Source organism: Spirillospora sp. NPDC048823 (assembly GCF_043198445.1).
Lineage (GTDB): Bacteria > Actinomycetota > Actinomycetes > Streptosporangiales > Streptosporangiaceae > Spirillospora.
In genome coordinates this window covers 333,836-354,660 of the sequence record NZ_JBICUT010000002.1, presented here as the reverse complement: position 1 = coordinate 354,660, position 20,825 = coordinate 333,836, and the positions used below count along the sequence as shown (strand labels likewise).

The window sequence follows — 20,825 nt, the reverse complement described above, 5'->3', positions numbered from 1 at the left end:
GCCCGCGAGGGGCGCTCATCGGGTGGCCTCCTGCTCCTGCTGAAGCTCCTGGTAACGCTCGGGCATGACGGTGAAACCACCGGCGACCACGCCGGCGAGCGCAAGATAGGCACGCCGCGTCGGCGTCCGCAACGACTTCAGCTCGTTGCGCGGGGCGCGGTCCATGCTCAGATGATCGTCCCATGGAATGCGCACCAGCGCCCGGCAACGCCCCCGCGCCACGGCCTCGGCCTGCTCGACGTCGTCCATGCTGCGGCGGCTCACCCCGTTGATGACCGTCACCGCACGGGACCGCAGTTCCTCGTAGCCGTGCCCGTCGAGCCACTCGAACGTCATCGCGACGGCGCGCGGCGCGTCGGCGCTGGCCGGTGCGACGAGCACGATCTGGTCGGCGTACGGCAGGACGCGCGCGACCACCGCGGCCGCCGAGTCGAGTAGCGTCACCGAATAGAACTTGTCGATGGTGCGGATCGCCAGCGCGTAGTCGCGGTCGTCGAGCGCCTGCAGCGGGTTCTTGCCCGCCGCGATCACATCGAGGCCCGACTTGGCCTGCGAGGTGTACCGGCGCATCGCGGTCAGGCTGCCGACCTGGTCGGCGCGCGTGATGAGCCCGGTCAGCGTCTCGTTGGTGTCGCTGCGCGTCCGGCGCGCCAGCGCGCCCGGCCCGGGGTTCACGTCGATGGCGACGACCGGCTCGCCGTTGTGCTGCGCGAACGTGTGCCCGAGCATCAGCGCGGTCACCGTCTGCCCCGCGCCGCCGGTGCACCCGAGCACGACGACGTGCCGCGTCCCGTGGAACGGCTGCTGCAGCCGCTGCTGGTACTCGGCGTCGACGTCGCCGTGCCCGCCGCCGACGGCGTGGAACAACCGCCGCAGCCCGCCGCCGCTGACCTCGTGCTCGGGATCCGGCGGCGTGATCGCCGGCCCGGACGGCGGCGGCGCGGGCGGCGGCGGCAACGGCCGCGGCCGCATCGGTGAGGCCGGCTGCGACCGCACCTCACGCGGCGGCGCCTGCTCCTCCGCCGGCGGCGGCTGCTCGACGGGGACGGGCCTGGTCTCCGGCGTGTGCCCCGTCTCGGGGGCGGAAGGCCACGCGGAACCGTCCGCCGACGCGGGGCGCGGCGGCTTGGACAGCCCCTCCGACCACGGCCTGGGCGCCTCCATCCGAGGCGGTCCGGGCGCAGGCGGCGCGGGCGGCGGCGCAGCCGCGGGCGGCGGTCCGGCCGCGGGCGGTGGTCCGGCCGCGGGCGGCGGCACAGCCGCGGGCGGCGCGGCCGGGCCGCTCGGCCGCGACCCGAAGGCCCCGGGCACCATGGGAATGTCCGGCCGGGTCGGCCCCGGAACCTGCGGCCGCACCGCAGGCGGCCGCTCGCCCTCCCGCCCGGTCTCCCGCTGCGGCGGCGCCCAGGGCCGCGGCAGATCCCGCCGCGTCTCCCGCACACCGCGGTCGTCGGACGGCGCCTGAGCCGCCGCGGGCGGAACGACCTGCTCCGGCTCCCGCCGCGGAGTGGACTTCTTCTCTCCGGCGACCTTCTCGTCACCGGCCTCACCACCGGACCGCCGCGCCGCGGGCACGCCGTCACCGGAACGCCCGCCGTCCCGGCTCCGCCGCTCCTCGGCCGCGGGCGTCCCCGACTCCTGCCGGACGTCCCGCCGCGGCTCCCCCTCCGACCACACCGGCTCACGACGCTCACGTCCGGCCGCACCGTCCGCGGCCTCAAGCTCACCCGGCTGCCCGGCGTCGCTCACCGGCACATCTCCACCGGAGGCAGGCGGCGGAACCTGGTGCGGCCGCCCGGCGCCGCTCACCGGCGCACCTCCACCCGACGCACGTCCGGGCACCCGGGCACCCGGCTCCTCACCGGAAGCAGGAGGCGGAACCCGGTGCGGCTGGGCGGGGCGGCTCGGTGCTTCTTCGCCGGGCGTTCGCCCGGCCGGCGGGGAGGCCTGGTCTTCACCGGACGCGGGAGGTGCGGGTGTGCCGTTCGCTATCTCCTCGGCGGCCCTGCGGACGTCGGCGCGGGGCCGCTGGGGGATGTCGGGTCGAGTGGGCTGCGGGTCGGCCTGCCAGAACTCGGCGGGGGCGCCGGGGCGGCGGATCCCGGAGGCCAGGGCACGCTTGCCGGACGGCGGGACCTCCAGCCGCGGGGTCGCCGGGGGGTGGTCGAGTTCGGCGGGGACCGGCTGGACATCGTCCTCGTGGGAGATGTCGCGCGTGGTGCGGCGCCACGCTTTGGGCGGTGCCCCCGGGGCCTCGGGGGCGGGGGACGCAACGTCAGGAGCGGGCACGTCGCGGTGGGCGGCGTAGTCGACCAGGGACGGTGGCGCGGAGGCGGTGGTGGGGCGCGCGAGCATGGCCGGTACGGGCATCGCGGCCGGCTGCACTGCGGCCGGCTGGACTGCGGCCGGCTGGGCGGCGGCGGCCTTGCGCTTGCGGCGGGACTTGATCGCCGCACGTTCCACGGCTGCGACGGGGGCGGGGGCCTCGGCGCGGCGCCAGACACGGGCGACGATGACGACCTCGCGGGGTTCCCGGATCGGGGTGAGGCGGCACCAGGTGCGGGGCTCAGCGAGGTAGCGGCTCTGGGAGAGCAGCAGTTCGGTGAGCCTCTTGCCCTCGATGACCGGACGCGTGGCGAGCCAGGTCAGCACGCCCGGCGGGACGATGTACAGGACGTGCCAGGGGGATTCGAAGGGGATCCCGAACAGCCTGAGCAGCAGGATCCAGGGCACGAACACGCCAAGGAACACGCCGATCTGGACGAGCGGCAGCGGCATGGGCAGCCGCAGGTCGTACAGCTTGTACAGCCGCTTCTCGATACGCCAGATGTTCGTGTACGTGGGTAGATCCAAGCCCCTACTCCCCTAACTGCGCGAGCACGGGTCCGTCCGCCGACACCGGTCCGGGGTCAGGTGACGTCCACGCCGAGGGCCGTGGCTATCGCCTTGGCCGTGGTCTCGATGATGTTGGGCACGTAGAAGACCACTCCGATTCCGATCGCCAGCACGATGAACTGGACGAAACGCGTGATTTCGCGGGTGAACAGGAAGAAGATCGCCACAATGGAGACGATCACCAGGAAAAGCGGACCGAATATCTGCCGCAGCCAGTCGGCGAGCTGATCGGTCTTGAGTTCATCGGCCGCAAGGAGTTCGTAGGGAATAGACGCCATGATGTGGTTCAGCATCGACGGCTACCTTCCTTGGTCGGCGGATTCGCTGGGGGTCGATTCGTTCAAACCAGGGCCTTTCATGATGCGTTAGGTTGGGTGGTGCCGCGAATATCGCGGACGAGCCACTTGTTGCCCTTCTTCACCATGGCGAGCTGGTAGGTCTGCTCCAGCTCACCGCCGCCGCCCGCGGCCGGCTGCCATACGACGGTCGCGGTGACGGTGCGCTCGCCCGAGGATCCCTTCGGCGCGACGACCTCCTTGACCTGCATGAAGGTCACGGTGTTGGCCAGGCCGGCGATGGCCGCCCCGTCGGAGAAGCGCGACAGGGCCTCCTGGTTGCCGGTCGCGTACTCCTGGAAGAAGGTGCCGAGGAAGGGCTGGAGTTCGGTTTCGAGCGCGGAGTCGCGGTTGTCGACGCCACCCGGAGGAAGCTGCGCCTTGGTCGGCGGGGGAAGCAGCGCGGGACGGGCGGACACGACCAGGGAGCCGCTCTTGTCCGCGTACACGGGAACGGCGAGGCGCAGCCACTTGTCGGACGTGCTGGCGAGCAGCGTCACGGTCGCGTTGTTGGCGTCACGGGCGTCCACTCCGGCCACCTGGACGGACTGCACCTGCATCTTGCCGACGCCGTTCCAGCCGAATTGGGGGTCGGCGCCGTCGGGCAGGAACGTCCGCAATTGGGTCTCGCGGGCGGGGGCGTTCTTCTGGTCGTAGTTGAGATAGACGTTGGCGAACTGGATCGCGAACGCGCCGGCCGCGCTGCTGGGGAACGCCGCGCCCTTCGGGGGCTTGGCCCCGGGCGTGGTCCCCCCGGAGGTCTCTTCGGCGGTGAAGCGCTCGAACGGGGCGCGGACGCCGTTGACGAGGATGACGATGATCAGCGCCCAGAGCACGGCGCGCCCGGCCCACACCCACCAGCGCCCGCCGGAGCCGCCCCAGCGGCCGCCTCCGCGGCCGCCGTCGCCGCCGCCCGAGCGCCCGCGGCGCTGGTCGCCCGCAGGCAGGTCCCACGGGTCGACGGCCGACGAGAGCGCCCTCCCGGGCGCCACCGTCTCCTCGACTACGGCGGTGTCACGGCCGCGTCGTACGGCCGACCTGCGAGCCATCCTGCCTCCGCTCGCGCCTCGCCCCCGGTCGGCGCGGTCATGTGTCCGGTCATGGTGCCGGTGGCCTTTTCTGAACCCACCTCGGGCCCAGCGTAACCACGAGCGTCAATTGTTCCAGCGCATCCCGGCGAAGCACAGCCCCGGCGCGCGGTTGTGGATAATGCAATCCACCTCAGCAGGAACGGGGAGGATTGCCAAACGGTGACGATCCCCTATCCAAGGCTCCGAACAGTGCGCAGGTCCAGGTTCCGGACAAGCGGCACGAGCCGGGAGTCATTTGGTTACCGGGTGACGGCGGCGACCGCACCTTGTTCCCAAAAGAAAACCGTCATACTGTCATATTCGGGACATCTGCCGACAGAACGCCCAGCTCAGTGGCCACTTCGCCACCTCTGGCACCTGCTGTTGCCAAAATCACACAGGTCACGGCACTGTCCGATTCCCGGCAGGGCCCGGACGCCGCGGCATCGCGGCTCCCGGCACGGTCAGACGTTGAAGCGGAACTCCACGACGTCGCCGTCCTGCATCACGTACTCCTTGCCCTCCATGCGGACCTTGCCGGCCGTGCGGGCGGACGCCATGGAGCCGGTGGCGGTGAGGTCGTCGAACGAGACGACCTCGGCCTTAATGAAGCCGCGCTGGAAGTCGGTGTGGATGACGCCGGCGGCCTCCGGGGCGGTGGCGCCCTTGCGGATCGTCCAGGCCCGCGCCTCCTTGGGGCCCGCCGTCAGGTACGTCTGCAGGCCGAGGGTCGCGAACCCGATTCGCACGAGCTGCGACAGCCCCGACTCCTCCTGGCCCATGCCCTGGAGCAGCTCCAGCGCCTCGTCGTCCGGCAGCTCGATCAGCTCGGCCTCGATCTTGGCGTCCAGGAAGATCGCCTCGGCGGGGGCGACGAGGTCGCGCAGCCGCGCGCGCATCGCCTCGTCGGTCAGCTCGCCCTCGTCGAGGTTGAAGACGTAGAGGAACGGCTTGGCGGTGAGCAGGTGCAGTTCGCGCAGGAGCGCCAGGTCGATCCCGGCCTTCTCGGCGCCCGCGAAGAGCGTGACGCCGTCGTCCAGGAGCTTCTGCGCGGCGTTCACGGCGTCGACGACGGCGAGCTTGTCCTTGTCCTTCTTGGTGCGGGCCTCCTTGTCGAGACGCGGCAGCGCCTTCTCGATCGTCTGGAGGTCGGCCAGGATCAGCTCGGTGTTGATCGTCTCGATGTCGCGGGACGGGGCCACCTCGCCGTCCACATGGGTGACGTCGGCGTCCTCGAAGGCCCGGATGACCTGGCAGATCGCACTGGTCTCCCGGATGTTGGCGAGGAACTTGTTGCCGAGGCCCTGCCCCTCGGACGCGCCCTTGACGATGCCGGCGATGTCGACGAACTCCATCGTCGCGGGGATGATCTTCTGCGAGCCGAAGATCTCCGCCAGCACGGCCAGCCGCGGGTCGGGCACCCCGACGACGCCGACATTGGGCTCGATCGTCGCGAACGGGTAGTTCGCGGCCAGTGCGTCGTTCTTGGTCAGCGCGTTGAACAGGGTGGACTTGCCGACGTTGGGCAGCCCAACGATTCCGATGGAGAGGCTCACGGCCGCCAAGTTTATGACCGTCCGCGGACCCCTCGGGCTGCCCGGATCGTCCGGCGGGCCACAAGCTGGTGAACGCTGAGCCAAATGTCCGGTGCCGTGGGGCGTCCCGGCGCGTCGCGATCGCTGTTCCGCGCCGCGCTGTCACGATGAACGGATGGACCTCGCGCTGTTCACCGGCCTCCTCATCGGAGCCGTGTTCGGCGCCGTCGCCGGGTACGCGCTCGCGACGGGCCGGCAGGGCGCGCTGATCGCGCGGGCGAGGGCGGCCGAGGAGAAACTCGCCTACGCCGAGGAGCGGATGGCCGAGCATTTCGAGAACCTGTCCGCGAAGGCGCTGGACGCCAGCAACCAGCGGTTCCTCGAACTGGCCGACGCCCGGCTCAAGGCGGCGGGGGTCGAGGCGGCGGGCGAGCTGCAGCGGCGGCAGCAGGCCGTCGAGCATCTGGTCGCGCCGCTCAAGGAGACGCTCGCCAAGGTGGAGGAGCAGCTCCGGGAGGTCGAGACGGGCCGCCGGGAGTCGCACGCGATGCTGGCCAAGCAGGTCGACTTCGTCCGGCAGAGCTCCGACCAGCTGCGCCGCGAGACGCAGTCGCTCGTCCGGGCGCTGCAGCGGCCCGAGGCGCGGGGGCGCTGGGGGGAGCTCCAGCTCCGCCGCGTCGTGGAACTGGCCGGGATGGCGCACCACTGCGACTTCGACGAGCAGGCCAGTTCCCACACGGTCGATGGCACCGTCCGTCCCGACATGGTGGTGCGGCTGGCCGGCGGCAAGAACATCGTGGTCGACTCCAAGGTGTCGCTGGCCGCGTACCTGCAGGCCGCGGAGAGCGGCGATCCGGTACGGCTGGACGCGCACGCCCGCCATCTGCGCGACCACGTCGACCGCCTGTCGGCGAAGTCGTACTGGCAGGCGTTCAGTCCCGCGCCGGAATTCGTCGTGCTGTTCATCCCCGGCGAGGCGTTCCTGGCGCCCGCCCTCGACCGCGACCCCGGTCTGCTGGAGTACGCGATGCGCCGCCGGGTGCACATCGCCACGCCCACGACCCTCATCACGATGCTCCGGACGGCGTCGTACGCCTGGCAGCAGGCCGCCCTCTCCCGCAACGCCCGCGCGGTCTTCGATCTGGGCAGGGAGCTGTACGAGCGGCTGGGCACGATGGGCCAGCACGTCGATGAACTGGGCCGCGCGCTCACCGGCGCCATCAAGTCCTACAACCGGACGGTCGGCTCGCTGGAGACACGCGTGCTGGTCAGTGCGCGCAAGCTGAACGAACTGGGCGTGGTCGACGACGACCTGGACGGCCCCCGCCCCGTCGAAGAAGGCCCCCGCTCGCTCTCCGCTGCCGAACTGACCGGACACGACGAGCCCTTCGAACCCCCTCTGGACGACCGTCACGTCCCCCTGCAGGACGACCACGACCCCGATGATGAGAGGTCTCAGCCTGACTCGGCCGCGGAACCGGTAGGTTTCGGCGGACGGGCCATCCCCGAGCAGATTGACCGGTTCGATCGGCGAGATCGGCGAGATCGGCGAAAGAGGTGGCCATGAGTTCATCGTCGGTACGCGACGCGCCCAGCGGGACGTCGCCGGCATCTGGGGGTCCAGTGCGAGATCGGCGCGGCGCGTTCTCCCCGCGAGAGCACTCCCCGCGACCGCACTCGGCCGCCTCGCCGGTGAGCCCGATCACCCTGACCGGACGCGGCGGCATCGTCGTCATGTTCGGCACCGGGGTGGTGTGCGGGCTGCTGTCGCGCTGGTTCGGCGTGCCGCTGCTCGCCGGCGCCGGGTTCGCGATCGGCTGCGCGCTCGCCGCGTTCGCGACCCGTCCCGCCGACCTGCTCACGCTCGTCGTCAGCCCGCCGCTGGTCTTCTTCGCGGCGGCGTTCGCGGTCGAGTTCGCCACCACGCTCGGGAACGGGTCGCTGGTGCGCGGCATCACCGTCGGCCTGCTCACCACGCTCGCGTCGACGGCGCCGTGGCTGTTCTTCGGCACGCTGCTGGTGGCGGGGATCTGCCTGGCCCGCGGGCTGATGACGAACGTCAGAGAGCTGCGGGACAAGCTCGCCGGGATCCGTCTCTTCGAGAAGGAGGAGAACGAGAACCCCGTCCGGTGGGACGAGTCCCCCACCACGACGCAGGAGCGCCGCCTCCACCACGGCGACGTGGACTGACCCGCCGGATGCGGACCGGCCGTTCAGACCGGGGTGATCCGGAGGTCCTTGCGGAGTTCCTTCGGGAGCGAGAAGCGCATGTGCTCCTCGACGGACTCGATCTCCTCCGCCTCGCCGAAGCCCCGCTCCGACAGCCAGGCCAGGACGCCCTGGACCAGCTCGTCCGGGACGGAGGCGCCGCTGGTGACGCCGACAGTGGTGACGCCCTCCAGCCAGGCGGGGTCGATCTGCTCGGCGTAGTCGACGAGGTGGGCGTCGTCGGCTCCGTGCTCCTTGGCCACCTCGACCAGGCGGACGGAGTTGGACGAGTTCGTGGAGCCGACCACGATGACGAGCTGGGACTGCGCGGCCATGTCCTTCACCGCGGTCTGCCGGTTCTGCGTGGCGTAGCAGATGTCGTCGGACGGCGGGTCCATCAGCTTGGGGAACCGCTCACGGAGCTTCTCGACGGTGGCGATGGTCTCGTCCACCGACAGCGTGGTCTGCGACAGCCACGCCACCTTCTCGGGGTCGCGGACGTTGACGTTGGCGACGTCGCCGGGGCCGTCCACGAGGTGGATGTGGTCGGGGGCCTCGCCGGTGGTGCCGATGACCTCCTCGTGGCCCTCGTGGCCGATCAGCAGGATGTCGTAGTCGTCGGCGGCGAACCGCACGGCCTCCTTGTGGACCTTGGTGACCAGCGGGCAGGTCGCGTCGATGGTGCGCAGGTCCAGGCCCCTGGCCTCTTCGTGCACGGACGGCGCGACGCCGTGCGCGGAGAAGACGACGATCGCGCCCGCGGGGACCTCCTCGGTCTCGTCCACGAAGATCGCGCCGCGTTCCTCCAGCGTCTTGACGACGTGGACGTTGTGGACGATCTGCTTGCGGACGTAGATCGGGGCCCCGTACTTCTCCAGGGCGATCTCGACCGTCTCCACGGCGCGGTCGACGCCCGCGCAGTAACCACGCGGCTTTGCGAGCAGGACACGGCGCTGGCTGTTGGCGGTCATGCCTCTATCGTACGAGTGACCGCCGGGGGGCCGTACACGCGTGTGACCCACCGCACGCGGCTTTTGGACAGAAATCCATTAACCCGAGGTGACCGCACTCGCACCATGGGGCAGAGTGAGGTTCGACGAGACGAAGCCGCATGACCCGATCCGGTGATCAGGACGGCAAGGAAGAGGAAAGACGATGACGAGATCGCCGCGCCGCCTCAAGCAGCAGGTCCAGGACACGGTGGGCGAACAGGTCCGCGACCTTCCGCTGCACGCCGTCCGGCTGGCCATGTTCGGGGTCGGCCGGGCGCTGCTGCTCGGTGACCGGGTGACCCGGGACTACAAGGAGATCACCGAGGGCGGCGGCGTGAAGCCGGTGCTCGGACGGCTGCGCGACGACGTGCAGAACACCGCCGAGAACCTGTTCGGCCGGGTGACGGAGCGCGTCCGCGGCGAGGAGGCCGAGCCCGAGCCCGTCCGCCGGAGCCGGCCGGGGACGGCGACCGCGCGGAAGGCCGGCGAGGAGATCACGATCGGCAAGCCCGGAGCCGCGGCGCGCCACACGCCCAAGCACACCCGCCCGGGGCCTCCGCCGAAGCCGCCGAAGCCCGCCGCACCGGGCAAGCACCGGGCGGAGCCGGGCGTCCCCGCGGACGCGAACGGTGTTTCCAACAAGACAGGCGTTGCCGACAAGACCGACCCGGCGGACAAGGCCGGCCCCTTCGCCGAGCCCGCGCCGAAGCCCGCGCCGGCCGAGCCGAAGCCGGAGCCCGCACCGCAGGCTCAGCCCGCGCCGAGCCCGAAGGCCGCCGAGCCCGCCAAGCCCAAGCCGGCCGAGAAGCCCGCCGGCCGGCCTGCGGCCGAGCCGAAGGCCAAGACGAAGCCCGAGCCCAAGGCGAAGCCCGAGCCCAAGGCGAAGCCCGAGCCCAAGGCGAAGCCCGAGCCCAAGGCGAAGCCCGAGCCCAAGGCGAAGGCGGAGCCCAAGGCGAAGGACGACGCGAAGACGAAGGACGCGGCGAAGGCCGGGGACGACGCGGCGTTCGAGCCGAAGCCCGAGTCCAAGCCCGCCGCGCCCGCCGAGGCCGAGCACATCGCGGAGGACCTGCCCGTCCCGGACTACGACAGCGCCACGCTGCCGCAGCTGCGGGCACGCCTGCGAGGCCTGACCATCGACCAGGTGAAGCTGCTGCGCGAGTACGAGCGCAAGCACGCCGCCCGCGAGGACGTCATCCGCATGTACGAGCGCCGTATCGCGAAGCTCAACGGCCTCCGCTGAGCACAACGACCTGAGAAGGGCCCCCGGCAGACCGGGGGCCTTTCGCATGCGTGGGCGGCTCCCGCCCACGGGTTCACGGCGTGCCGAAGAGCTTGCCCAGGGCGGGCAGCGCCTCGGCGACCGCCGCACGCTCCTCGTCCGTCAGGTGCGCGAGCCGTTCCGCGAGGAATCCGATCCTGCGTTCGCGCCCGGCGGCCAGCCGGTCGCGTCCCGTTTCGGTGAGGCCGGCGGTGACGACGCGGGCGTCGGCGCCGTCCCGGCCGCGCGTGACGAGCCCGTCGCGCTCGAGCCGGTTGATCTGGGCGGTCATGGTCGGGAGCCGGACGCCGTGCTCGGCGGCCAGTTCCGTCATCCGGCGCGGCCCGTTCTCCAGGGAGCCCAGAACGGACAGCTGCTGGCTGGTGATCGGCTGGTCGGCGCTGACCCGGCGCAGCATCAGCACGACGTCGCGGAGCCGCTGGTTGAGCCCCTCGGCGAGCTCACGGTCGGACACGGTCAAGGTCACTCTCCTCGGAGTCACGGACATCACCGTAGGCTGCCCGCATGGCAATGGAGACCTCGGCCGAATCGCCCGTTCCCGTGCGGACGGTCCTGCAGGCCGTGAGCGGCTGGATCGGCAAGCTCGGCCGCATCTGGGTCGAAGGCCAGATCACCGACATCAACGCCCGCGGCGGAACGGTCTATCTGACGCTGCGCGATCCCGTCGCGAACATGTCGGTGCGGGTCGTCGGCCCGCGCGCGGTGTTCGAGGCGGCCGAGCTGGTCCCCGGCGGGGGGACGGCCCCCAACGCCCGGGGCGGACCGGTGGTGACCGACGGCGCCCGCGTCGTCGTGCACGCCAAGCCCGACTTCTGGATCAACCGGGGGACGTTCTCGCTGAGCGCCCTGGAGGTCAGGCCGGTCGGCGTCGGCGAGCTGCTGGCCCGGCTGGAGCGGCTCAAGCGGGTGCTGGCCGCCGAGGGCCTGTTCCGCCCCGAACGCAAGCGGCCGCTGCCGTTCCTGCCCGGCAGGATCGGGCTCATCACCGGGCGTGACTCCGACGCCGAGCACGACGTCCTGGAGAACGCGCGGCGGCGGTGGCCGGCGGTGGCGTTCCGGGTGGAGAACACCGCGGTGCAGGGTTCGTACGCGGTCGGCGAGGTGATGGAGGCGCTGCGGGCGCTGGACGCCGACCCCGAGATCGACGTGATCGTCATCGCGCGGGGCGGCGGCGCGATGGAGGACCTGCTGCCGTTCTCGGACGAGGCGCTGGTCCGCGCGGTCGCCGCGGCCCGCACACCGGTGGTCAGCGCGATCGGGCACGAGCAGGACGCGCCGATCCTGGACCTGGTCGCGGACGTGCGGGCGTCCACCCCGACCGACGCGGCGAAGAAGACCGTCCCGGACGTGCGTGAGCAGCTTCAGCTCGTCCGGCAGCTGCGCGACCGCGGGCGGCGCTGCCTGGCGGGCGGCGTGGAACGGGAACTGGCATGGCTGAAGGCGATCCGGTCGAGGCCGGCGCTGGCCGACCCGGTGCGGGAGGTCGAGCGGCAGTCGGAGCAGGTCCTCGCGCTGCGCGACCGGACGCGGCGCTGCCTGTCCGGCGCGCTGGACCGGGCCGGGGACGAGTTGTCGCACACCCGCGCCCGGCTGCTGGCCCTGTCGCCCGCCGCGACGCTGGAGCGCGGGTACGCGATCGTCCAGCGGGAGGACGCGTCGGTCGTGCGGGAGTCCGCGGCGGTCAAGGACGGTGAGCGCCTCCACGTCCGGCTGGCGGACGGCCGTCTCGGCGTCACGGTCGCCGACCGCGACGCGTCCTGAACGCTTCCGGGGATATGGGGGTTGTCCCCCAAGGATGAAAGGGTGGGGCGATGGCGGACGAGAAGGCGGCGGCGGACAAGCCGTCGTACGAGCAGGCACGGGACGAGCTGGCCGATGTCGTCAAGCGGCTGGAGACCGGCGGGCTGACGTTGGAGGAGTCCCTCGCCCTGTGGGAGCGGGGCGAGAAGCTCGCCGCGATCTGCGAGGAGTGGCTGGAGGGCGCGCGGGCGAGGCTGGCCGCGGCGATGGCCCGGCCCGGCGAGGACGAGGCCGGAGCGCCGTTCTGAGCCTCGTCAGGAGCGCGGCGTGGCCGCGCCCGAGGGGACGAGAGGCGTGTCCTTGCCGGTCTGCGGCTTGAGCGAGCCCGCCAGGATCGCGAGTTCCTGGTAGGTCGCCGTGCCGGTCACCACCAGGCTCGGCCCGTCCGGCAGCGTGAGGGCAAGGGAGTTGGCGTGCTTGTCCTTGCGGTGGTACTTGGTCCACGTCTGGCCGTTCACCTGCATCGTGCCGGTCGGCTTGCTGCTGTTGGCCATGCGCGGGACGAAATCGGACGCCTTCTCGTCGCTCTGCTCCAGCGCCGCGTACTGGTCGCCGGGCGTCAGGAACCCGAGGTGCCAGGCGACCGGCTCGCCGCCGCCGTCGCCGAGGCCGTGCAGCCGGGAACTGGTGGGACGCCAGGTCGCGGGGAGCCCCTCGGGCGCGTACGCGGTGTACGGCGCGTCGTTGGCCATCGCCCACAGCTGCGAGCTGTAGTCGACGGTCGGCAGGACCTCCTCGTCGCTGCGGGGCGTGACGGCGTAGATCGCCAGCACGAGCACCAGGCATGCGGCCATCGCCAGCGCGAAGCCGCCGAGCCCCGTGGTCAGCCGCTTGTGCACGGCGGGACTCACCTGCACCACGGGCCGCCCCGCAGGCACGTCCGCCTCGCGCGGGACGTCCTGCTCGCGCGGGACGTCCTGCTCGTGCGGGCTGTCCTCGGCTTCCGGGACGGAGGATGGGGTCTTGTCGGTCACCCCTCCAGGATCCCGCACGCTCAGCGCTGCTCGGTACGGGGGTTCCTGATCGTGCCGACGATGCTCATGATCTCGTCGGCGAGCTTGCGGGCGGCGTCCTCGTCGTCCATCAGCGAGATCTCCGACACGGCGCCCGCCATCGCGCCGGTCAGCACCATGACCAGGGCCTCGTCCACACCGCCGTCGGCGGTGTGGAACAGGGCGGCGTTGCGGCGCGCCCACTTGTTGAGCCGCTGCCGCATGACGCGGTCGAAGCCGGGCGGCCCGTCGCCGGAGATGAAGAGCCGGGCGACGTCCCGCTCCTCCAGGCAGCCGTTGAGGTAGGCGCCCGCACCGGCGATGAACTGCCGCATCGGGTCGGTCTCGCCCGCGTCCCGGACGGCGTTGATCGCCTCGCGGGTCCGCTCCTGCTGCCCGGCCTGGAACTCCTCGAACAGCGTCAGGTACAGGTCGGCCTTGCCGTTGAAGTGGTGGTACAGGCTGCCGACGCTGGCGCCCGCCTTGGCGACGATGTCGGTCACCGCGGCCTGGGCGAAGCCCGACTCACAGAAGACGTCCCTCGCCGCGGCCAGGAGGGCGCCGCGCGTGGCGGCCCCGCGGTCGGAGGTCCTCGCGGGGACGTCGGCGGGCCGCGCGTCCCCGTTCTGCGTCACCCCGCCGGACGGGACGTCGATGTGGCTGCTCATGACGCCTGAGATTACGCCCTCTCCCATGGGGAAACGATCCCCTGCCCGTGGGACCGTCAAATCTCGCCCTCACGCGGTACATGTTCACCGGCCGGAACGACCCGCGGCCCGGTTGGTCTGGTCCAATTTGTGGCAGGGCGTCCGGTCCACGGAGAATCCGAGTCACGACCGACCGAAGGGGCTACCGCGTCATGTCCGATGAGACCACCGTTTCCTCTCCGCTCACGACCGAGCCCGAGGCCCCGGACCGCAACCTGGCGATGGAGCTGGTCAGGGTGACCGAGGCCGCCGCCATGGCCGCGGCCCGCTGGGTCGGCCGGGGAGACAAGAACGGCGCCGACGGCGCCGCCGTCAACGCCATGCGCCAGCTGATCAACACGGTGTCCATGAAGGGCGTCGTGGTCATCGGCGAGGGTGAGAAGGACCACGCGCCGATGCTGTTCAACGGCGAGCAGGTCGGGGACGGCTCCGGCGCCGAGTGCGACGTCGCCGTCGACCCGGTGGACGGGACGCGGCTGACCGCGCTCGGCATGAACAACGCGATCGCGGTGCTGTCGGTGGCGCCGCGGGGGTCGATGTTCGACCCGTCCGCCGTGTTCTACATGGAGAAGCTCGTGACGGGCCCGGAGGCGGCCGACGTGGTCGACATCGAGCGTTCGATCGCCGACAACATCCGCGCGATCGCGCGGGCCAAGGGTTCCTCGCCCAACGACGTGACCGTCTGCATCCTGGACCGGCCGCGCCACGAGGGCATCGTCAAGGAGGTCCGCGAGGCCGGGGCCCGGATCAAGTTCATCATGGACGGCGACGTCGCCGGCGCGATCATGGCGTGCCGTCCCGGCACGGGCGTGGACCTGCTGCTCGGCATCGGCGGCACCCCGGAGGGCATCATCGCGGCCTGCGCGATCAGGGCGCTGGGCGGGGTGATCCAGGGCCGGTTGTGGCCGCAGGACGACGAGGAGCGGGAGAAGGCGGCGGCCGCCGGCCACGAGCCGGGCCGGGTGCTGACCACCGACGACCTGGTGACCTCGGACGACGTGTTCTTCGCCGCGACCGGCATCACCGACGGCGAGCTGGTCGACGGGGTCCGCTACGACAAGGGCACGGCGGTCACGCATTCGCTGGTCATGCGGTCCCGCAGCGGGACGATCCGGTCGATCTCCAGCGAGCACAAGCTGAACAAGCTCCGCGCCTACAGCGCGATCAACTTCGACACGGCGGTCTAACCGTTCCGCCCGCCGCGGGTGAGGCGGTTGCGGAAACGTGTGCGCAGCGGGAGCCGGGGGGCGCGGGCGCGCACGGAGCCGAAGACCATGGTGCCGGCGACCTCGATGGTCGGGCCCTCGGCCGCGGGGCGGGCGCGCACGTCCCGCGTGGTGAGGATGGTGCGGCCGGTGACGTCCACGCGGACCCCGTCGGGGACGAGGATGCGGATCCGGCCGCCGAGGATCAGGGAGTCGACCACGATGTGGCGGCGCTGCAGGACGGCTTCTCGCAGGTCCAGCTCGACCGTTCCGAACAGGGCGACCAGCGGGAGTTTCACCGGGACGACCCAGCGTCCGTCGCGGCGGGTGCGGCCGAAGAACACCGAGACCGGGCGGTCGTCCACGAGGATGGGCTGCGCCTCCTCGGGGCTGAGGTCGCCGGTGAGGCCGGTGAGTTCGCCGAGGGTGCGGGCGGCGTACGCGAGGGAGGTGCGGTCGCCGTGCTCGTCCATGGTGAGCCTGCCGTCCGCGAGGGCCTCGCCGAGGACGGCGACGACGCGTTCCCGGTCGGCGTCGGACGCGCGCAGGTCGCGCACGCGTGTCACCTTTTCGGCGGCCGGGCGATGGGGGACGTCCACACCTAGAGATTAACCGCCGGGCGGCGTGGCCCCGCCCGGAAAACCGTTGGGGTCGTCTCCGGCTTTCTTCGTACTGTGAGGGTTATGACGTTGCAACGTGCCCAGGTCGAGCCTGCCCGGCAGGATCCCGGCGCGGCGCCGGCGATCAGCCTTCGCGGCGTCGTCAAGCGCTTCGGCGACTTCACCGCCGTCGACGGGCTCGACCTCGAGGTGGCCGCGGGGGCCTGCATGGGGCTTCTCGGCCCGAACGGCGCCGGGAAGTCGACCACGATGAAGATGCTGACCGCGCAGGCGATCGCCGACGAGGGCGCCATCCGCGTGCTGGGCTTTCAGGTTCCGCGGGAGTCCAAGCGCGCGCGGGCCGTGATGGGCGTCGTCCCGCAGCAGGACAACCTCGACGAGGAGCTGACGGCCCGGGAGAACCTGGAGGTGTTCGCGCACCTGTACCGGGTGCCGCGCCGGTCACGGCGCCAGGCGGTGGACGACGCGCTGGCGTTGGCGCACCTGACCGGGAAGCAGCGCACCAAGGTCGACGACCTGTCCGGCGGCATGCGGCGGCGGCTGCTGATCGCGCGCGGGCTGGTGCACAGTCCCGCGCTGGTGCTGCTGGACGAGCCGACCGTCGGGCTCGATCCGCAGGTCAGGGCCGAGCTGTGGGGGCTGATCGACGGGCTGCGCGCCAGGGGCACGACCGTCCTGATGTCCACGCACTACATCGAGGAGGCCGAGCGGCTCGCCGACGAGTGCGCGCTGATGTCCCACGGCCGCGTCATCGCCCGGGGCTCCCCGTCGGCGCTGGTGGCCGAGTACGCGGGCGACCGGGTCGTCGAGCACCACGGGCCGCCCGACCGGCTGACGGAGGTGGAGCGGATCGCCAAGGGCGCCGGGCTGTCCACGCGCCGCACCGGCCCGTCGGTGTCGGTGCTGAAGGCCGAGACCATCCCGCCGTCCCTGGAGGACGAGCTCGGCCCGGACGGCGTGCGCCGCGCCGCCAACCTCGAAGACGTGTTCGTCGTTTTGACCGGGGAGCGTGTGGAATGAGCGGAGCGAACCGGGGGGCGCGGGGGGTCGCCCCCCCGCAGGGAGCGGGAATGAGCGGAGCGAACCGGGGGGCGCGGGGGGTCGCCCCCCCGCAGGGAGCGGGAATGAGCGGAGCGAACCGGGGGGCGCGGGGGTCGCCCCCCCGCAGGGAGCGGGAATGAGCGTCCAGGTGGAACGGGCGCCGCGGCTCCGGCGCTTCGAGTTCGCGCCGGTGGCAGGTATCTGGCGGCACGAGCTGGCCCTCTACAAGCGGTACTGGAAGTCGCAGTCGTTCGCCTCGATGGTGGAGCCGACGTTCTTCCTGCTCGCCTTCGGCTACGGGTTCGGCTCGATGATCGCGGTGATCGGCGACTACCGGTACCTGGACTTCGTCGCGACCGGCGTCGTCGGTGTGGCGGCGCTGTTCACATCGGTGTTCCCGGGCATGTTCAACGGCTACATCAGGCGCGTGTTCCAGCACACCTACGACGCGATGCTCACCACGCCCGTGGACGTCCACGAGCTGGTGACGGCCGAGGCGCTGTGGATCGCGGCCAAGTCGGCGGTGTACTCGTGCACGCCGCTCGTGGTGGCGCTGTTCTTCGGCCTCGACCCTTCGTTCGGGATGCTGCTCGTCCCGTTCGTGACGTTCTTCACCGCGCTCGGTTTCGGGCTGTTCGGGACGTGGACGTCGTCGGTGGTCCCGTCAATCAACTCGTTCGACTACGTGATCACCGGCGTGGTGACGCCGCTGTTCCTGATCGCCGGGACGTTCTTCCCGGTCGACGCGCTGCCGGACTGGGCGCAGAAGGTCTCCTACTTCAACCCGCTCTACCATTGCGTCGAGCTGGTCAGGGACGCGGTGTTCGGCCTGGACCCGCTGGCCGATCTCGGGCACCTCGGCGCTCTGGTGCTCTTCGCGGCCCTGATGTGGGTGATCGCCGTCCGCGGCATGCGCAAACGCCTCATCGACTGACGGGCGGGACGCGACGACCCGCCATTGACCAGGGACGTCCGCTGTCTCTACGCTGACGCGAATCTTCCTCACGTTCGTTGGCGCAGAGGAGCCGGGCCATGAGCAAGGGAATCACCGCGCGGGACCGGCAGGCCCGGTTCGCCGCCTACACGGCGTTCGCCGTCCAGGGGCTCTGCTTCGCGTCGCTCGTGACGCAGGTCCCGCAGATGCAGAAGGCCCACCACCTCAGCGACGCCACGCTCTCGCTGGTGCTGCTGATGGTCCCGCTGGTCGCCGGGGTGGGCAGCGTCGCGTCCGGTGCCCTGTTCCAGCGGTTCGGCAGCGGGCCGGTGCTGCGGGTGTCGCAGCCCGCGGTCGCCGTCACGATCGCGCTGATCGGTCTCACCGGCGACAACGACGTCGCCCTGTACGTCGCCGTCGCCGCGTTCGGCCTGTTCGTCGGCGCGGTGGACGCCTCCATGAACGCGCAGGCGGTCGCGGTCGAACGCCGGTACGGGGTCAGCCTGATCACCGGCTTCTACGCGGTGTGGAGCGTCGCCGGCATCCTCGGCGGCCTCTGGGCGGCCCTCTCCAACAAGATCGACCTGCCGCTGTTCGCGTGCTTCACGATCGCCGCCGCCGTCGCGGTCGCCGCCTCCGCCGCCACCGGCCACCGCCTCTACCGCCGCGCCGAGGAGGGCGACGGGCCGACCGCCGCCGAACTGAAGGCCGCGGGACGCAGCGTCCCCTGGCGTCCGATCCTCATCGTGGGCGCCGCGATGGCCGTCGCCTACCTCGCCGACGCGGCCATCTCCAACTACGGCGCCATTTACATCGACGACGAACTGTCCGGCGCCGACTGGGTCGCGCCGCTCGGCTACGTCGCGTACCAGGTCGCCATGGTGATCAGCCGCGGCGTCGCCGACCTCGCCGTCCGCCGCTCGGGTCCCGTGCGGGTCGTGCGGCTCGGCGGCGCGGTCGGCATCATCGGCATGGTGGGCGTGGTCGCCGCGCCGAACGCGGCGTTCGCCATCGCCGCGTTCGCGGTCGCCGGGCTCGGTCTCAGCGTGATCGCCCCGGTCTGCTTCACCGCCGCCGGGCGGGTCGACCCGACCGGGCTGGGCGTCGCCGTGGCCCGCGTGAACATCTTCAACTACGTCGGGTTCGTCCTGGGCGCCGCCATCGTCGGCGCCATCGCCCCCCTCAGCGCCGACAACGGCCTGCGCCTGGCGTTCATCGTCCCCACGGCCCTGATCCTCGTCGTATTCGTCACCGCGAAGGGCTTCGCCCCGGTTCCGGTGAAAGGCGCCCGACCGGACGCCCCCGCCATGGAACGCCCGACAGTCTGAACGTCAGCACAGTCTGCACGTCAGCACAGTCTGCACGTCAGCACAGTCTGCACGTCAGCACAGTCTGAACCTCAGCCACCGGTGAACGGGCAGACGCGCGCCCCCTGGAGGATCAGGCGTCCTCCATGGCCGTGATGGCCTTCTCGCCTTCGGTCATGGCCTGCTCCGGGGTCAGGTCCTTCAGGGCGCGGCTGAGGGCGACTTCGGCGGCGTCGGCCGCGGCCCGGAGGGTCACTGCGTGCTCCTGTGCCCTTTCGAGGTCGCCAAGGCCGACACAGTCGAAGGCCACCTGCGCGTCGTGGCCGGCCATCTTCAGCTGCCGCGCGGCCTCTTCCAGACTCATGCGTACCTCCTACACGGGGAATGCTTGTCCTACCCCTCAGCACCGTGAGTAACCGCTTGACCAAGGAGTTCCGCGGCCTCGACCAGGCGGGTTTCGGTGAGCCTGGCGTAGCCGAGGACGAGTGCCGGCGGGGCGTGGCCCGCGCGGGCCGCGGACCACATGGGCCTGGCGCCCGCGACGGACACTCCGGCTTGTGCGGCGCGGGCCACGATCTCGTCCTCGCCGCGTCCGGCGGGTAGTTCCACATAGAGGTGGATGCCCGCTGAGACGCCGTGAACCGTGGCGCCCGGCAGGTTTTCGTTCAAAGCGGCGGCGAGGGCGTCCCGCCGGGTCCGGTAGCGCCGCCGCATCGTGCGCAGGTGCCGGTCGTATCCGCCGCCGCGCAGGAACTCGGCGAAGGCGTACTGCTCCAGGACGGGTCCCCCGAGGTCGGTGTTCTCGCGGTGCTCACACAGGCGCGCGGCGATGGCCGGTGGCGCGACGGCCCAGCCGAGGCGCAGTGCGGGGGCGAGGGACTTGCTCACCGAGCCGAGCAGGACGACGCGGTCCGGGTCGACTCCCTGGAGGCAGCCGACGGGCTCGCGGTCGTAGCGGAACTCGGCGTCGTAGTCGTCCTCCAGGATCAGGCCGTCGACGCCTCGCACCCAGGCGATCAGTTCGGCGCGGCGGGCCGGGGACAGGACGACGCCGGTCGGGTACTGGTGCGCGGGCGTGACGAGGACGGCGCGTGCCCCGGTGCCGGCGAGCGCGTCGACGTCCACGCCCTCGCCGTCGACGGGGACGCGGACGATCCGGAGGCCGGACGCCTCCAGCATGGGCACCTGCCGGACGCTGGTCGGGTCCTCGACGGCGAGGGTCGTGTGGCCGCCGGCGCGGAGCAGGCCCAGTAGGGCCGACAGCCCGTGCGCCACCCCGTTCATGATCACGACGCGGCCGGGGCCGGTGTGGGCGGCGCGGACGCGGGCGAGGTATCCGGCCAGTTCGGCGCGCAGTGCCGGCACGCCGCAGGGGTCGGGGTAGGTGAGCACGTCGTGCGGGAGTGTGCGCAGCGCGGCGCGGGCGGCGGCGATCCAGCGTTCGCGGGGGAAGGCGGACAGGTCGGGCCGGCTCGGCCACAGGTCGTACGGGAGCGCGGCCTCCGGCGGCGGCTCGGGCGACGGGGTCGGCTCGGGCGACGGGGGCGCGGCTCCGCGCGGCCGTGGCGCGGCACCGTCGCCGAGCCCGGCCGGCGGCGCGACGGGGGCGCCGTCGTCGGGCCTTGCCAGCGGCGCGATGCGGGTGCCGTCGCCGCGCCGCGCGATCAGGAAGCCCTCGGCGGTCAGCTGTTCGTAGGCGGCGACGACGACGCCGCGGGAGACGTCCAGGTCGCGGGCCAGGTCCCGGCTCGACGGCAGCCGCGTCCCCGCGGTCAGCCGGCCGGACCGCACGGCCGAGCGGAAACCGGCGGCGATCTGGGCCGCCAGCCGTCCGGTGGCCCGGTCGAGGGGGAGATGAAGGTCGGTCACATGACACTCAGCGCCGGGAGGGAGGCCGCGCGT

The 20,825-nt window shown here is 72.0% G+C and carries 20 protein-coding genes; 9 read left to right on the top strand and 11 right to left on the bottom strand.

Translation table 11 applies throughout. The annotated features are described in order from the left end of the window. Positions 1–15: 15 nt before the first annotated feature. From ACGFK0_RS05205 to ychF, 4 genes are all read right to left on the bottom strand, one after another. Positions 16–2,853 (bottom strand): TcpE family conjugal transfer membrane protein, encoded by a 2,838-nt coding sequence (locus tag ACGFK0_RS05205; RefSeq protein WP_392900385.1) that lies wholly within the window; start codon positions 2,851–2,853, stop codon positions 16–18. A 56-nt stretch (positions 2,854–2,909) separates the two neighbouring features. Beyond that, complete coding sequence (locus ACGFK0_RS05200; protein WP_392900383.1) at positions 2,910–3,188, bottom strand: hypothetical protein; 279 nt, start codon at positions 3,186–3,188, stop codon at positions 2,910–2,912. Positions 3,189–3,250: 62 nt separating this feature from the next. Further along, positions 3,251–4,279: a conjugal transfer protein gene (locus ACGFK0_RS05195; RefSeq protein WP_392900381.1), complete on the bottom strand. Its 1,029-nt coding sequence runs from the start codon at positions 4,277–4,279 to the stop codon at positions 3,251–3,253. 485 nt (positions 4,280–4,764) lie between these two features. Further along, complete coding sequence (gene ychF, locus ACGFK0_RS05190) at positions 4,765–5,856, bottom strand: redox-regulated ATPase YchF (RefSeq protein WP_392900379.1); 1,092 nt, start codon at positions 5,854–5,856, stop codon at positions 4,765–4,767. A 154-nt stretch (positions 5,857–6,010) separates the two neighbouring features. Between ychF and rmuC the strand changes: the two genes are divergently transcribed. Further along, positions 6,011–7,402, top strand: coding sequence for a DNA recombination protein RmuC (gene rmuC, locus ACGFK0_RS05185; protein ID WP_392900377.1), 1,392 nt, complete (start codon positions 6,011–6,013; stop codon positions 7,400–7,402). Positions 7,403–7,527: 125 nt separating this feature from the next. Continuing rightward, a complete protein-coding gene (locus ACGFK0_RS05180; RefSeq protein WP_392900375.1) occupies positions 7,528–8,025 on the top strand; it encodes a DUF6542 domain-containing protein in 498 nt (165 codons plus the stop codon). 23 nt (positions 8,026–8,048) lie between these two features. Here ACGFK0_RS05180 and ACGFK0_RS05175 read toward each other — a convergent pair whose 3' ends face one another. After that, entirely contained in the window at positions 8,049–9,014 is a 966-nt protein-coding gene (locus ACGFK0_RS05175; protein ID WP_392900373.1) for a 4-hydroxy-3-methylbut-2-enyl diphosphate reductase, read from the bottom strand. A gap of 184 nt (positions 9,015–9,198) precedes the next feature. Here ACGFK0_RS05175 and ACGFK0_RS05170 point away from each other — a divergent pair, with 184 nt between their 5' ends. Then, positions 9,199–10,278: a hypothetical protein gene (locus ACGFK0_RS05170; RefSeq protein WP_392900370.1), complete on the top strand. Its 1,080-nt coding sequence runs from the start codon at positions 9,199–9,201 to the stop codon at positions 10,276–10,278. A gap of 73 nt (positions 10,279–10,351) precedes the next feature. On the opposite strand, the gene ACGFK0_RS05165 is transcribed toward ACGFK0_RS05170, so the two are convergent. Further along, positions 10,352–10,771: a MarR family winged helix-turn-helix transcriptional regulator gene (locus tag ACGFK0_RS05165; protein ID WP_392901433.1), complete on the bottom strand. Its 420-nt coding sequence runs from the start codon at positions 10,769–10,771 to the stop codon at positions 10,352–10,354. A gap of 50 nt (positions 10,772–10,821) precedes the next feature. Here ACGFK0_RS05165 and xseA point away from each other — a divergent pair, with 50 nt between their 5' ends. Together xseA and ACGFK0_RS05155 are read left to right on the top strand one after the other, a co-directional pair. Next, positions 10,822–12,078: an exodeoxyribonuclease VII large subunit gene (xseA, locus tag ACGFK0_RS05160; protein WP_392900368.1), complete on the top strand. Its 1,257-nt coding sequence runs from the start codon at positions 10,822–10,824 to the stop codon at positions 12,076–12,078. A 50-nt stretch (positions 12,079–12,128) separates the two neighbouring features. After that, positions 12,129–12,365 carry an exodeoxyribonuclease VII small subunit gene (locus tag ACGFK0_RS05155; protein ID WP_392900366.1) on the top strand — a complete coding sequence of 79 codons (237 nt, stop codon included), beginning with the start codon at positions 12,129–12,131 and terminating at the stop codon, positions 12,363–12,365. A gap of 6 nt (positions 12,366–12,371) precedes the next feature. On the opposite strand, the gene ACGFK0_RS05150 is transcribed toward ACGFK0_RS05155, so the two are convergent. Together ACGFK0_RS05150 and ACGFK0_RS05145 are read right to left on the bottom strand one after the other, a co-directional pair. Next, positions 12,372–13,091: a DUF4245 domain-containing protein gene (locus ACGFK0_RS05150; protein WP_392900364.1), complete on the bottom strand. Its 720-nt coding sequence runs from the start codon at positions 13,089–13,091 to the stop codon at positions 12,372–12,374. 20 nt (positions 13,092–13,111) lie between these two features. Beyond that, positions 13,112–13,777 (bottom strand): TetR/AcrR family transcriptional regulator, encoded by a 666-nt coding sequence (locus tag ACGFK0_RS05145; protein ID WP_392900362.1) that lies wholly within the window; start codon positions 13,775–13,777, stop codon positions 13,112–13,114. A gap of 191 nt (positions 13,778–13,968) precedes the next feature. On the opposite strand from ACGFK0_RS05145, the gene glpX reads away from it, so the two are divergent. Next, on the top strand, positions 13,969–15,003 hold the full coding sequence (gene glpX, locus ACGFK0_RS05140) for a class II fructose-bisphosphatase (RefSeq protein ID WP_392900360.1): 1,035 nt from the start codon (positions 13,969–13,971) through the stop codon (positions 15,001–15,003). On the opposite strand, the gene ACGFK0_RS05135 is transcribed toward glpX, so the two are convergent. Continuing rightward, positions 15,000–15,620: a DUF1707 domain-containing protein gene (locus ACGFK0_RS05135; RefSeq protein WP_392900357.1), complete on the bottom strand. Its 621-nt coding sequence runs from the start codon at positions 15,618–15,620 to the stop codon at positions 15,000–15,002. The genes glpX and ACGFK0_RS05135 overlap by 4 nt on opposite strands. 84 nt (positions 15,621–15,704) lie before the next feature. Here ACGFK0_RS05135 and ACGFK0_RS05130 point away from each other — a divergent pair, with 84 nt between their 5' ends. From ACGFK0_RS05130 to ACGFK0_RS05120, 3 genes are all read left to right on the top strand, one after another. Beyond that, the gene (locus ACGFK0_RS05130) at positions 15,705–16,661 is read left to right on the top strand and encodes an ABC transporter ATP-binding protein (protein ID WP_392900354.1); all 957 of its coding nucleotides are present in this window, start codon (positions 15,705–15,707) and stop codon (positions 16,659–16,661) included. Positions 16,662–16,818: 157 nt separating this feature from the next. After that, a complete protein-coding gene (locus ACGFK0_RS05125) occupies positions 16,819–17,616 on the top strand; it encodes an ABC transporter permease (protein WP_392900351.1) in 798 nt (265 codons plus the stop codon). A 98-nt stretch (positions 17,617–17,714) separates the two neighbouring features. Then, a complete protein-coding gene (locus ACGFK0_RS05120; RefSeq protein WP_392900348.1) occupies positions 17,715–18,944 on the top strand; it encodes an MFS transporter in 1,230 nt (409 codons plus the stop codon). Positions 18,945–19,056: 112 nt separating this feature from the next. Here the strand turns inward: ACGFK0_RS05120 and ACGFK0_RS05115 are convergent, their stop codons facing one another. Both ACGFK0_RS05115 and ACGFK0_RS05110 read right to left on the bottom strand, forming a co-directional pair. Beyond that, positions 19,057–19,287 (bottom strand): hypothetical protein, encoded by a 231-nt coding sequence (locus tag ACGFK0_RS05115; protein WP_392900345.1) that lies wholly within the window; start codon positions 19,285–19,287, stop codon positions 19,057–19,059. Between the two features lie 29 nt (positions 19,288–19,316). Then, on the bottom strand, positions 19,317–20,792 hold the full coding sequence (locus ACGFK0_RS05110) for a PLP-dependent aminotransferase family protein (protein ID WP_392900342.1): 1,476 nt from the start codon (positions 20,790–20,792) through the stop codon (positions 19,317–19,319). Positions 20,793–20,825 lie beyond the last annotated feature (33 nt).

Coding starts and splice junctions, on each gene's coding strand:
- ACGFK0_RS05200 (WP_392900383.1), bottom strand. CDS start 3,188: ATGCTGAACCACATCATGGCGTCTATTCCCTACGAACTCCTTGCGGCC.
- ACGFK0_RS05195 (WP_392900381.1), bottom strand. CDS start 4,279: ATGGCTCGCAGGTCGGCCGTACGACGCGGCCGTGACACCGCCGTAGTC.
- rmuC (WP_392900377.1), top strand. CDS start 6,011: ATGGACCTCGCGCTGTTCACCGGCCTCCTCATCGGAGCCGTGTTCGGC.
- ACGFK0_RS05175 (WP_392900373.1), bottom strand. CDS start 9,014: ATGACCGCCAACAGCCAGCGCCGTGTCCTGCTCGCAAAGCCGCGTGGT.
- ACGFK0_RS05170 (WP_392900370.1), top strand. CDS start 9,199: ATGACGAGATCGCCGCGCCGCCTCAAGCAGCAGGTCCAGGACACGGTG.
- xseA (WP_392900368.1), top strand. CDS start 10,822: ATGGCAATGGAGACCTCGGCCGAATCGCCCGTTCCCGTGCGGACGGTC.
- ACGFK0_RS05155 (WP_392900366.1), top strand. CDS start 12,129: ATGGCGGACGAGAAGGCGGCGGCGGACAAGCCGTCGTACGAGCAGGCA.
- ACGFK0_RS05145 (WP_392900362.1), bottom strand. CDS start 13,777: ATGAGCAGCCACATCGACGTCCCGTCCGGCGGGGTGACGCAGAACGGG.
- glpX (WP_392900360.1), top strand. CDS start 13,969: ATGTCCGATGAGACCACCGTTTCCTCTCCGCTCACGACCGAGCCCGAG.
- ACGFK0_RS05130 (WP_392900354.1), top strand. CDS start 15,705: ATGACGTTGCAACGTGCCCAGGTCGAGCCTGCCCGGCAGGATCCCGGC.
- ACGFK0_RS05125 (WP_392900351.1), top strand. CDS start 16,819: ATGAGCGTCCAGGTGGAACGGGCGCCGCGGCTCCGGCGCTTCGAGTTC.
- ACGFK0_RS05120 (WP_392900348.1), top strand. CDS start 17,715: ATGAGCAAGGGAATCACCGCGCGGGACCGGCAGGCCCGGTTCGCCGCC.
- ACGFK0_RS05115 (WP_392900345.1), bottom strand. CDS start 19,287: ATGAGTCTGGAAGAGGCCGCGCGGCAGCTGAAGATGGCCGGCCACGAC.